This window comes from Amycolatopsis sp. lyj-109, assembly GCF_046548995.1.
GTDB lineage: Bacteria > Actinomycetota > Actinomycetes > Mycobacteriales > Pseudonocardiaceae > Amycolatopsis.
In genome coordinates this window covers 68,715-80,571 of the sequence record NZ_JAJPWR010000031.1, presented here as the reverse complement: position 1 = coordinate 80,571, position 11,857 = coordinate 68,715, and the positions used below count along the sequence as shown (strand labels likewise).

Here is an 11,857-nt window from a genome sequence, read left to right as displayed (position 1 = left end):
CGGGGTCTGGGCGTGTCGGTCTCGATCTCGGTTTCGGCCGGGACGACCTCGGGCTCCTCGCTCACCGGGCCGCTCCGGTGAGCCGGTCGAGGACGAAGCCGCGCAGGCCGTCGAGGTCGGTGTCCAGCGCGACCTCGATCGGGCGGCCGGGGGTGAACTGCGGATCGTCGTCGCCGAGCCGCCGCCGGTCGACCAGGGTCTGGCCGCGCGCCGGGCCGAGGCCGCAGTCGACGTCGACCCGGTAGGTCTCGGTGTGCAGGATGCCCGGCGAAATCGCCTCGGCGACCGCGACGGCGTCGTGCATGACCATCCGATCCTCGCCGAACACGCGCGTGTAGTGCTGCCGGTAGGTCGACGTCAGTCCCTCGAGGGTGGCGCCGATGGGACCCGACGACGCGAGCTTCGCCAGCCACTCGGCGTCGACGGCGCAGCGGTGGGTGAGGTCCAGGGGCACGAGCACCACCGGGACGTCTTCCTCGACCAGCACCCGCCGGGCCGCCTCGGGGTCGCTCCAGATGTTGAACTCGGCGGCGGTCGTGCTGTTTCCGAACGTCACGCCGCCGCCCATGATCACCAGCCGCGCGATCTTCGCCGCCGCGCCCGGGTGGGCCGCGAGCAACGCGGCGATGTTCGTCAACGGCCCGATCGGGGCGATGGTCACCGGTTCGTCGGCGGCTTCGAGGAGGTCGAGCATCAGCCGGACGGCGTCCCGTTCTTCCAGCGCACGGCTCGCCTCGGGCAGGGTGTAGGAGTGGCCCGACAGGCCGTCGCCGCCGTGGACTTCTTTCGCGTCACGCGGCTTGGAGTAGACGAGGGGCCGCGCGGCCCCCGCGGCCACGGGAACGTCGGTGCGGCCGAAGAGCTCCAGCAGCCGGCGCGCGTTCGACGTCGTGCGGTCGAGGGGGACGTTGCCGAAAACCGACGTCACACCCAGCAGGTCGACGTCCGGGGACAGCGCCGCCAGTGCGATCGCCAGCGCGTCGTCGACGCCCGGGTCGGTGTCGATGATCAGCTTCGTGCCCATCCCGCTCCCCTTGCCTGCGAACCCGTCCCGCACACAGGTTACGGTCACGGGCATGACGTCGATGTGGGGTGCGCCCGCGCTGTCGCGGGTGCGGGCCTGGCGCCGCGCCCGCCGCGACCCGCGGCAGGCGAAGTTCCTGACCGCCGACTCGCTGCGCTGGGTCCTGCGCAACCGCGCGTACACGCCCTGGTACCTGGTCCGGTACTACCGGTTGCTCAAGTTCCGGCTCGCCAACCCGCACATCATCCTGCGGGGGATGCTCTTCCTCGGGAAGGACGTCGAGATCCACTGCCGCCCCGGCTACGGGCGGCTGGAGATCGGCCGCTGGGTCCACATCGGCGACGGCAACGCCATCCGCTGCCACGAGGGCTCGCTGCGGATCGGCGACAAGTCCGTGTTCGGCCGCCAGAACGTGATCAACTGCTACCTCGACATCGAGCTCGGCGCGGCCACGCTCGTCGCCGACTGGGTGTACATCTGTGACTTCGATCACGTCATTTCGGACATCCACGTGCCGATCAAAGACCAGGGCATCGTGAAGTCCCCGGTGCGGATCGGCCCGGACACCTGGCTCGGCACCAAGGTCAGCGTGCTCAAGGGCACCCGGATCGGCCGCGGCAGCGTGCTGGGCGCGCACGCGGTCGTCCGTGGTGACATTCCGGACTACTCGATCGCGGTCGGCGCGCCGGCCCGGGTGGTCCGTAACCGCGAAGAGGACTACGCGGCCGACGCCGCCCGTCGCGAGGCCGTCGCGGACATGGCCCGCAAGGCGAACAAAGCTCTGCAGAAGACCCTCGGCGAGCAGTAGGACTACTCAGGCGGCGTGGTCGGTTTTCGCGACATAGTGGTCGCATGGGGGAGTCCCGCAGGGTCGCCGTGTCCGCTTTGCTCACGATCGGCGCGTTCGTGTGGTTGGGCGTCGTCCCGCTGATGTTCGTAAATGGCGCCTTGAGGGCGTACGACATCGGGCTGGGGCCAGGTAACCCCGCCGCGGCGAGTTCGACCTTCACGTGGGCGAGCTGGCTCGGCGCGGGCATCCCGGTCGTGGGCGTGGTCGTTGCGGTGACCACGCGGCGCCGGGGCTGGGCCCGGTTCTACGGGGTCGGCGTCGTCGTGGTCGCCGTGGTGGCGGCGTTCCGGTGGGCCGAGACCCATCCCGTCCCGCCGCCGCCCCCGGAGCCGACCCGCTGCGTCGAGCACAGCGGCGGCGACAGCGACTGCCCCTGACCTTCTCGCCGCAAGCTGCTTTGACCTGGGGATATTGCGTGTGGCCGAGAATCGGCCACGGCTGTTCCGGGCCGTTCGGCGGTGATCACCGGCTGATCGGCCGATCTCCGCCACGCCCTCTCCCCAGCAGCCTGGGGCCCATGTCGATCACCCGGTTCGCCGTCCCGTTGCTCGCCGCCGCGGCACTGCTGCCCGCCGTCCCCGCGGTCGCCGCCGCGGGCGGGCTTTCCTGGCAGCTCTGCGCCACCGTCGCGAAGGGCTGGGACCCCGACGACCACCGCACCGAATGCGCGCTCGTCCCGGTCCCGCTCGACTACGCCGACCCCGGTGGTCCGAAAATCGACATCGCCGTCAGCCGGATCCGGGCGTCCGGCACGCGGACCGGCGCGATACTCCTCAACCCGGGCGGACCCGGCCAGTCCGGTCTCACCATGCCGGGCAGCATCGCCGACAGCCACGCCGGCGGCCTCGGCGTCCACCACGACCTCGTCGGGTTCGACCCGCGCGGCGTCGGCTACAGCGCCGACCTGCCGTGCCCGGTGGAGTTCCCCGAGCCGGACCCGGGCGCCCCCGACAAGGAGAAGGCCCGCGAAGCCGCCGAACGCGCCGCCGAGGCAAACCGCAAGTGCGTCGGCGCCCACCCGGCCTTCGTCCGGAATCTGACCACGCCGACGATCGCCCGCGACCTGGACCGCATCCGCGCCGCGCTCGGCGAGGACAAGATCGGCTACTACGGCGTCTCGTGGGGCACGGCGCTCGGCGCGCAGTACCGGTCGCTCTTCGACGAGCACGTCGACAAGATGCTGCTCGACTCCGTCATGCCCCCGGACCTGAACGTCACCGCGATGGACGACGGCCAGGCCACCGCGGGCGAGAACACCTTCCACGACTTCGCGGCGTGGATCGCCAGGTACGACGCCATTTACCGATTCGGGACCACGGAGCCCGTGGTCGCGAAGGCGCTGCTCGACCTGCGGGACCAGCGCGGCGCGACCGTGAACGGCATGCTGGCTAACCCCCGCCGCGAGTGGGCCGGCCTGGCGAAGCAGCTCGCCGCCATCCGGGACGGCGGAATGCCCGTCGCCGAAAAAGCGACCACAGGCGGCCTGGCCTGGGATGGCGAGCCGCACGCGTTCAACCACTTCCAGCAGACGGCGCTGCTCTGCAACGAGTCGCCGAGCCCGCGTGACTTCGAGACGGTCTGGCAGCATCGCCTCGACCGGATGAAGCGCCTCCCGGTCGCGGGCGGCTACGGCTTCTACGAACAGCTCTGCATCGGCTGGCCCCTCGACGCCCGGCCGTGGTCGTTCGAAAAAGGGACAAGCCCGGTACAGCTGGTCGGGCACGTGTACGAGCCGGTCACCCCGATCGGCTGGGCGATCGCGATGCAGCAGCGGATCGGCGGCGCGCTGATGAGCATCGAGGACGACGCCCACGGCTCGCTGTCGTCGCTGCCCTGCGCCGACGCCGTGGTCACTTTCTTCGACACGGGCAAGACGACGTCGGCGTCGTGCGCGGGGGCGCCGGTCCCGGCGCCGTGAGTCAGATGCGGGCCCGCAGCTGGTCGCGGACCTCCATCAGCGCGAAGCCGAGCAGGTTCAGCCCGCGCCAGTAGTCCGGTTTGGTGGCGTTCTTCTCCTCGCGCGCGAGGCCGGTGCCCCAGACGAGGTCCTTCTTGGACGCCTCGACGAGCACCGCTTCCCCGGTCCCGAGCAGGAACCGGCGCAGGTCGCGGTGGGCGCGGAACTTGGCCAGGTTCCCGTCGACGACGATGTCGAACCGCTGCCGCTCCCAGATGGCGGCGTCGAACCCGGCGACCTCGCGGCCGAGCACCTTCGCCGCCTTCGGGTCGGGCGTGGCCCGGATCAGCTCGGCCTTCTCGTGGTCGCCGAACAGCTCGGCCTTGCCGGCCATCATGTAGTGCTCGGCGGTCGGGTAGAGCGCGCCGTCGGCTTCGAACGGGTCGACCCACCACTGGCTCAGGCAGCTCGCCGTCACCCGCCCGGACGTCGAGGGCGTGTGCCCGTAGAACAGCAGGTATTCGGGCTCCGCACCCTCGTGGACTTTTTCGCGCAACGCCTCGACACTGCGGACACCGTCGACCTTCACCATCCGCCTAGTGGACCACGGCCTCAGAGCAGGAAGTGGAACAGGGGGCTGCCCGGCTCGATCCGCTCGACCTGCAGGGGGCTCGCGTCCATCCGGGCCAGCAGCCCGGGCAGGTCGGCCGACCGGGCGATCTCGATGCCGACCAGCGCCGGCCCCATCTCGCGGTTGGTGCGCTTGACGTACTCGAAGCGGGTGATGTCGTCCTCGGGGCCGAGGACCTGCTCGAGGAACCGCCGCAGCGCGCCCGGCTCCTGCGGGAAGCCGACGAGGAAGTAGTGCTTCAGCCCTTCGTGCATCAGCGAGCGCTCGAGGATCTCGCTGTAGCGGCTGACGTCGTTGTTGCCGCCGGAGACCAGGCAGACGACGGTCTGACCGGGCTCGACCTCGACGACCGTGCCGAGCGACGCCGCGGCGAGCGCGCCCGCGGGTTCGGCGATGATCCCGTCGGACTGGTACATCGCGAGCATCTCGGTGCACACCGCGCCCTCGGCGACCGCGGTCAGCTCGGCGCCGCTCTCGCGGATCAGGGGATAGGTGACCGCGCCGGCTTCGCGGACGGCGGCGCCGTCGACGAACGAGTCGAGCTGCGGCAGCCGCACCGGGTGCCCGGCCTCGAGGGCCGCGGCCATGCAGGCCGCGCCCGCGGGTTCGACGCCGACGATCCGGACGTCCGGGTGCCGCTCCCGCAGCCAGCTGCCGACCCCGGCGAGCAGCCCACCGCCGCCGACGGGGACGACCACGACGTCGGGCACGAAGCCGAGCTGCTCGATCACCTCGCACGCGACCGTGCCCTGGCCGGCGACCGTGCGGACGTCGTCGAACGCGGGCACCAGCGTCGCGCCGGTGCGCTGGGCGTCTTCGTTGGCCGCGGCGAAGGCGTCTTCATACGTTTCGCCGACCACGACGACCTCGATGTGCGCGCCGCCGAGTGTCGCGATGCGTTCGCGCTTCTGCCGCGGCGTGGTCCCGGGGACGTACACACGGCCGGTTGCCCCGAGTCGGCGGCACGCGTAGGCGACGCCCTGGGCGTGGTTGCCGGCGCTGGCGCAGACGACGCCGCGCGCGCGGACGTCCTCGTCGAGCTGGACGATGAAGTTGTAGGCGCCGCGGATCTTGTACGACCGGACGGTCTGCAGGTCCTCGCGCTTCACCCAGACCTGCGCGTCCACCCGGGACGACAGCCGGGCGCTCGGCTCCAGCGGCGTCCGGGTCACCACCCCGGCCAGCCGCTCGGCGGCCTTTTCGATCGTTGCCGCGGTCACCGTGTCGATGTCGTGCACCCCGGTGAATCTACGACTCGCGCGTCCCGGGCAACCGCCCGGGCCTCCGGGCGCATCAAAGGGGTGACGAACGAGATGGGGGGCGCCGATGGACGCCGGATTCACCGAGTACGTGACCGCGCGGGCGGCTTGGCTGCGCAAGGTCGCGTACCTGCTCTGCGGCGACTGGCACCGGGCCGACGACCTGGTCCAGTCGGCGGTCACTCGGCTCTACGCGAACTGGCCGCGGGCCTCTCGCGCCGACAACCTGGACGGCTACGCGCGCCGCACGCTGGTCAACACGTTCCTGGCCGAACAGCGGACGTCGTGGTGGCGGCGGGTGGATTTGCGCGAAAACGACCAGGACCCGCCCGCTCCGCGCACGGACATCGAACAGGCCCTGGACCTGCGGACGGCGCTGAATCGGCTGCCCGCCCGGCAGCGCGCGACCATCGTCCTGCGCTACTTCAGCGACCTGCCGGTCGCCGAGACGGCGCGGGCGCTGGGCTGTTCCGAAGGCACCGTCAAGAGCCAAACCGCGAAGGCCGTGGACACGCTCCGCGCGCTGCTGCGCGAACCGATCCGGGAGGGACGGGCATGACCGACCACGAGCTGGCCACCAAGCTGAAGGAACTGGCCGAGGCACCCGCCCCGCCGCCTCGGCTCGACCTCGATCGCGCGCGCCGGGGTGGCGGACGCCGTCGCCGTTTGCGGACCACCGCGCTGGTCGTGGGGTGTGCCGCGGTGGTGACGGCCGGGGGGCTGACGGCGGTGTCGGCGTTGCGGCCCACGCCCCCGATCACGCCGGCGGCGGTCCTGCCCAAGCCGCCGCCGGTCGCGGCGGTGCCCACCGACAACCCGCTGGTGGCCAAGGCGAGCTTCGGCTGGCTGCCGGAGCCCATCAAGGGCGTCGAGTACGGCGTCGGCGGCCACGGCGACTACGCGCTGGCCATCGGCCGTGGCGACCTGGCGCCGATGATCTGGCTCGCGGTGTACGACCAGGAACCGCCGTTGGACCGCAGGCACGACATGGGCGGGCGGGCGGTGCGCGTCCCGGTCCGGGTCGGCGACCGTGACGGCTACTGGGTCACAGTCGATGCCAAGGACCCGCTGAACCAGGGCAACAGCTACTTGCGCTGGCCGACCGCGGACGGCCGCTGGGCCGAGCTGAACGCGTACTACCTCGCTCTTCCCGACCTGCAGCAGATCTTGCTGCGCGTGGCCGGGGAGGTGACGTTCGCGAACCGCGCGGTGCCCCTGCCCCTGCACATCTCCGGCCTGCCGGCGGCGTTCCGCGTCGCCGACGTCAACCTGTGGCGCCGCCCGGAGAGCGACGGCGTTCCGTGGCGGGCGGTGCTCCAGTACTCGTCGAACGGCGCGCTGGCGACGATCACGGTCTCCCTCCCCGGCGGGCAGGCGGACGGCCTCGGCAAGCCCGTGTGCACGACGAAAAGCGGGCTGAAGGCATGCGTCGCGATCGACCACCCCCAGGCCGCGGGCATCACCTCGCAGGAGCTGCTGGACCGGATCACGCTGCTCGGCCCGGACGAGAAGAAGTGGACGACGCACGTGATCGGGTGATCAGCCCTTGGGCACCGCCGGGTAGGGGACGAAGGTGCTGGTGTTCTCGTCCACGGTGAGCTGCTTGCCGATCGTCGGGAACGCGCGCTGCGAGCACGCCGGGCGTTCGCAGACCTTGCAACCCATCCCGATGGGCGTCGCGGCGGCCGGCTCGTCCAGGTCGAGGCCGGTCGAATAGATCAGCCGGCCGGCGTGGCGCAGTTCGCACCCCAGCCCGACCGTGAAGGTCTTGCCCGGGCTGCCGTAGCCGCCGATGTTGCGCGACACGGTGCGCGCGATCCAGAAGTAGCTCTTGCCATCGGGCAGGGTGGCGATCTGGGTGAGGATCTTGCCCGGCTGGGTGAACGCCTCGTAGATGTTCCAGAGCGGACACGCCCCGCCGACCCGGGAGAAGTGGAACCCGGCCGCCGACTGCCGCTTGGACATGTTCCCGGCCCGGTCCACCCGCACGAACGAAAACGGCACCCCGCGCTGCTTGGGCCGCTGCAGCGTGGAGAGCCGGTGGCAGACGGTCTCGAAGCCGACGCCGTAGTGGTCGCAGAGCCGTTCGATGTCGTAGCGGAAGCGCTCGGCCGTGGCCAGGAACGGCCCGTACGGGAGGATCAGCGCCCCGGCGAAGTAGTTCGCCAGGCCGACGCGGGCGAGCGACCGCCCGGCCGGGCCGGAGAAGGCCCACGAGTCGGCCAGCTCGGTGATGAGGTCGTCGTATTCGAGCAGGGCGATCTGCGAAGCCATCCGGAACGCCTGCTGCCCGACCCGCAGGCTCGGTGCCAGCCGCAGCACCCGCGTCGCCGGCTCGTAGCGATGCTGCTGGCCGGCAGCCTCGTCGATGCCCTCGCTGGTGACCTCGACGCCGTAGCGCTGGGAAAGGCGTTCCTTCAGCGCGCCGAGGACCTGCCCGCGCAGCAGCGGGATGTCCGCGGCCATCTTCTCGGCGCGTTCGTCCAGCTCGGCGACGTAGTTCTCGCGCTCGTAGAAGAAGTCGCGGACCTCCTCGTGCGGCAACGGCGCCGCGGCGCTGCCGTGCAGGCCCAGGCCGTTTTCCGTGGTCAGCGCGGCGGTGTTCTCGACGGCGTTGCGGTAGCTGCGGTGCAGCTTGACCAGCGCCTGGGCGATCGCCGGCAGGTTCGTCGCCAGGTCGTTGAGCTCGCCGGTGGTGACGTCGATGCCCAGGGCCTCGTCGAGCAGCGCTTCCTTGACGTCGGCGACCAGCCGGGACGTGTCGTTGTTGGCGAAGAACTCGGTGTCGACGCCGAACGCCTGCGTGATCCGCAGCAGTACCGGCACGGTCAGCGGGCGCGAGTTGTGCTCGATCTGGTTGAGGTAGCTGGGTGAGATCTCCAGCACACGAGCGAGATCGGCCTGGCTCATCGAGCGGCTTTCGCGGAGGTGTCGCAACCGCGCGCCGGCGAAAGTCTTCTCCATCCGTGCCCTTCTTCCCGGAAGGTTTCCGGTCCTGAACGGTTACGTGAACGGTCAAGAACGCGGATTTTCGTTCAGTTGCGAATCGGCCGATTCGCAACCTTTGCAAGGAGCGTACGGACCCTTCGCACAAATTGGCAAATTGGACAACTGGACCTCGTTTTCACTGGCGTGCCAGGGTCAGGCCATGCAAGGCGAGCAATCGCAAACTTCGCAACACCGGGAGTACCGATGACGGAACAGGCCAAGCAGGCGGCCGCGGAGCTGGCCGCGCAGTGGGCGAGCGACCCCCGCTGGGCGGGCGTGCAGCGCTCCTACTCGGCCGAAGACGTGATCAAGCTGCGCGGCAGCGTCGTCGAGGAGCACACCCTGGCCCGCCGCGGCGCGGAGAAGCTGTGGGACCTGCTGCACACCGAGGACTACATCCACGCGCTCGGCGCGCTCACCGGCAACCAGGCCGTCCAGCAGGTCCGGGCGGGCCTGCAGGCGATCTACCTGTCCGGCTGGCAGGTCGCGGCCGACGCCAACCTGTCCGGCCAGACGTACCCGGACCAGAGCCTCTACCCGGCCAACTCCGTGCCGGCCGTGGTCCGCCGCATCAACAACGCGCTGGGTCGTGCCGACCAGATCAACTGGGCCGAGGGCAATACGGACATCGACTGGTTCGCCCCGATCGTCGCCGACGCCGAGGCCGGCTTCGGTGGCCCGCTCAACGCGTTCGAGCTGATGAAGGGCATGATCGCGGCCGGCGCCGCGGGCGTGCACTGGGAAGACCAGCTCGCGTCCGAGAAGAAGTGTGGTCACCTCGGCGGCAAGGTGCTGATCCCGACCAAGCAGCACGAGCGCACGCTGAACGCCGCCCGTCTGGCGGCCGACGTGCTGAACGTGCCGTCGCTGATCGTCGCCCGCACCGACGCCCAGGCCGCGACCCTGCTGACCAGCGACGTCGACGAGCGCGACCAGCAGTTCCTCACCGGCGGCCGCACCGCCGAGGGCTTCTACGAGGTCACCAACGGCATCCAGCCGTGCATCGAGCGCGGCCTGGCCTACGCCCAGTACGCCGACCTGCTCTGGATGGAGACCTCCGAGCCGGACCTCGAGGTGGCGCGCAAGTACGCCGAGGCGATCAAGGCCAAGTTCCCGGACCAGATGCTGGCCTACAACTGCTCGCCGTCGTTCAACTGGAAGAAGCACCTGGACGACGCGACGATCGCGAAGTTCCAGCGCGAGCTCGGCCACATGGGCTACAAGTTCCAGTTCATCACGCTGGCCGGCTTCCACGCGCTGAACTACTCGATGTTCGACCTGGCGCACGGCTACGCCCGTGAGGGCATGACCGCCTACGTCGACCTGCAGGAGCGCGAGTTCGCTTCGGAGAGCCGCGGCTACACCGCGACCAAGCACCAGCGCGAGGTCGGTACCGGCTACTTCGACAAGATCGCCACCGCGCTGAACCCGGAGAGCTCGACCACCGCGCTCAAGGGCTCCACCGAAGAAGCCCAGTTCCACTGATCCCGGCCGCGGCCTGACGACGACAACCCCCTTCGTCGTCAGGCCGCGACCTTCCCCCTTCTTTCCTTCCCTGCCCACAGCTCGCGGAGGCACCCCATGGTTGATCGGCTGAACTACCGCATCGAGGTCACCGGGCCGGTCGAGGGCCGGTTCGCGGAAATCCTGACCCCGGCGGCACTCGACTTCCTGGCCAAGCTGGACAACACGTTCGCCGGCCGCCGGCGCGAGCTGCTCGACGCCCGCCGCGTGCGGCGCGAGGAACTGCAGTCCGGCGAGAAGCCGCTCGGCTTCCTGCCCGAGACCCGCCGGATCCGCGACGACGAGTCGTGGCACGTCGCCCCGACCGCGCCGGGCCTGGAAGACCGCCGCGTCGAGATCACCGGCCCGACCGACCGCAAGATGACGGTCAACGCCCTGAACTCCGGCGCCAAGGTCTGGCTGGCGGACTTCGAGGACGCGACGTCGCCGACGTGGCACAACGTCATCGACGGCCAGCTCAACCTGTTCGACGCCATCCGCCGCAACATCGACTTCACGACCGAGGCCGGCAAGCGCTACACCATCGGCGAGGACCCCGCGACGATCGTCGCGCGCCCCCGCGGCTGGCACCTGGTGGAGAAGCACATCCGCATCGACGGCCGCCCGGTGTCGGCGAGCCTGGTCGACTTCGGCCTGTTCTTCTTCCACAACGCGCGCCAGCTGCTCGCCCGCGGCGTCGGCCCGTACTTCTACCTGCCGAAGCTGGAGAACCACCTCGAAGCGCGTCTCTGGAACGACGTCTTCCTGCTGGCGCAGCGCGAACTCGGCATCCCGCGCGGCACCATCCGCGCCACCGTGCTGATCGAGACGATCACCGCCGCGTTCGAGATGGACGAAATCCTCTACGAGCTGCGCGAGCACGCCGCGGGCCTGAACGCCGGCCGCTGGGACTACATCTTCAGCATGATCAAGAACTTCGCCGCGCACGGCGCCGACTTCGTCCTGCCGGACCGCGCGCAGGTCACGATGACCGTGCCGTTCATGCGGGCCTACACCGAGCTGCTCGTGCGCACCTGCCACCGGCGCCGCGCGCACGCCATCGGCGGCATGGCCGCGTTCATCCCGAGCAAGGACCCTTCGGTCAACGCGACCGCGGTCGAGAAGGTCCGCGCCGACAAGGAACGCGAGGCCGGCGACGGTTTCGATGGCTCCTGGGTCGCGCACCCCGGCCTGGTCCCGGTCTGCCGCGAGGTCTTCGACAGCGTGCTCGGCGGCTGGCCGAACCAGCTCGGCAAGCTGCGCGAGGACGTCAACGTCACCGCCGCGGACCTCCTGGACGTGGCCAGCGCCGGCGGCGAGGTCACCGAGGCGGGCGTGCGCGCGAACATCAACGTCGCGCTGCGGTACGTCGACGCGTGGCTGCGCGGCACCGGCGCGGCGGCGATCCACAACCTGATGGAGGATGCAGCCACCGCGGAGATCGCGCGGTGCCAGGTCTGGCAGTGGATCCGCAACGGCACGAAGCTCGAGGACGGCACGGCGCTGACCCGTGAGCTGGCGGTCGAATTCCTGGACGACGAACTCGCGTCGGTCCGCGCGGAGCTCGGCACGGGCAACCGCCTGGCCGACGCGTACGAGATCTTCACCGAAACCGCGCTGGGCGAGAAGCTGCCGAGCTTCCTCACCACGGGTGCCTACGCGCGGTACCTCACGGACGCCCGGTAGCAGGGCCCCGGTCTCCCCT

General features: G+C 70.6%; 11 protein-coding genes. 7 read left to right on the top strand and 4 right to left on the bottom strand.

The window, feature by feature from the left end:
• Nucleotides 1–61 precede the first annotated feature (61 nt).
• On the bottom strand, nucleotides 62–1,024 hold the full coding sequence (locus tag ACLJQF_RS42400; RefSeq protein WP_410615964.1) for a nucleoside hydrolase: 963 nt from the start codon (nucleotides 1,022–1,024) through the stop codon (nucleotides 62–64).
• A 52-nt stretch (nucleotides 1,025–1,076) separates the two neighbouring features.
• Here ACLJQF_RS42400 and ACLJQF_RS42395 point away from each other — a divergent pair, with 52 nt between their 5' ends.
• From ACLJQF_RS42395 to ACLJQF_RS42385, 3 genes are all read left to right on the top strand, one after another.
• The gene (locus tag ACLJQF_RS42395; protein ID WP_410615963.1) at nucleotides 1,077–1,832 is read left to right on the top strand and encodes an acyltransferase; all 756 of its coding nucleotides are present in this window, start codon (nucleotides 1,077–1,079) and stop codon (nucleotides 1,830–1,832) included.
• Between the two features lie 44 nt (nucleotides 1,833–1,876).
• The gene (locus tag ACLJQF_RS42390) at nucleotides 1,877–2,251 is read left to right on the top strand and encodes a hypothetical protein (RefSeq protein WP_410615962.1); all 375 of its coding nucleotides are present in this window, start codon (nucleotides 1,877–1,879) and stop codon (nucleotides 2,249–2,251) included.
• Nucleotides 2,252–2,391: 140 nt separating this feature from the next.
• Nucleotides 2,392–3,792 (top strand): alpha/beta fold hydrolase, encoded by a 1,401-nt coding sequence (locus tag ACLJQF_RS42385; RefSeq protein ID WP_410615961.1) that lies wholly within the window; start codon nucleotides 2,392–2,394, stop codon nucleotides 3,790–3,792.
• Between the two features lies 1 nt (nucleotide 3,793).
• On the opposite strand, the gene ACLJQF_RS42380 is transcribed toward ACLJQF_RS42385, so the two are convergent.
• Nucleotides 3,794–4,363: an NADAR family protein gene (locus ACLJQF_RS42380; RefSeq protein WP_410615960.1), complete on the bottom strand. Its 570-nt coding sequence runs from the start codon at nucleotides 4,361–4,363 to the stop codon at nucleotides 3,794–3,796.
• A gap of 20 nt (nucleotides 4,364–4,383) precedes the next feature.
• Nucleotides 4,384–5,640 (bottom strand): threonine ammonia-lyase IlvA, encoded by a 1,257-nt coding sequence (gene ilvA, locus ACLJQF_RS42375; protein WP_410615959.1) that lies wholly within the window; start codon nucleotides 5,638–5,640, stop codon nucleotides 4,384–4,386.
• An 88-nt stretch (nucleotides 5,641–5,728) separates the two neighbouring features.
• Here ilvA and ACLJQF_RS42370 point away from each other — a divergent pair, with 88 nt between their 5' ends.
• Both ACLJQF_RS42370 and ACLJQF_RS42365 read left to right on the top strand, forming a co-directional pair.
• The gene (locus ACLJQF_RS42370) at nucleotides 5,729–6,220 is read left to right on the top strand and encodes a SigE family RNA polymerase sigma factor (protein ID WP_410615958.1); all 492 of its coding nucleotides are present in this window, start codon (nucleotides 5,729–5,731) and stop codon (nucleotides 6,218–6,220) included.
• Nucleotides 6,217–7,200 (top strand): hypothetical protein, encoded by a 984-nt coding sequence (locus ACLJQF_RS42365; protein ID WP_410615957.1) that lies wholly within the window; start codon nucleotides 6,217–6,219, stop codon nucleotides 7,198–7,200. The genes ACLJQF_RS42370 and ACLJQF_RS42365 overlap by 4 nt, the downstream gene beginning before the upstream one ends.
• Here ACLJQF_RS42365 and ACLJQF_RS42360 read toward each other — a convergent pair whose 3' ends face one another.
• On the bottom strand, nucleotides 7,201–8,625 hold the full coding sequence (locus tag ACLJQF_RS42360) for a short-chain fatty acyl-CoA regulator family protein (RefSeq protein WP_410615956.1): 1,425 nt from the start codon (nucleotides 8,623–8,625) through the stop codon (nucleotides 7,201–7,203). It lies immediately after the preceding gene.
• Nucleotides 8,626–8,853: 228 nt separating this feature from the next.
• Here ACLJQF_RS42360 and aceA point away from each other — a divergent pair, with 228 nt between their 5' ends.
• Entirely contained in the window at nucleotides 8,854–10,134 is a 1,281-nt protein-coding gene (gene aceA, locus ACLJQF_RS42355) for an isocitrate lyase (RefSeq protein WP_410615955.1), read from the top strand.
• A gap of 96 nt (nucleotides 10,135–10,230) precedes the next feature.
• Nucleotides 10,231–11,838: a malate synthase A gene (gene aceB / locus ACLJQF_RS42350; protein WP_410615954.1), complete on the top strand. Its 1,608-nt coding sequence runs from the start codon at nucleotides 10,231–10,233 to the stop codon at nucleotides 11,836–11,838.
• Nucleotides 11,839–11,857: the final 19 nt, after the last annotated feature.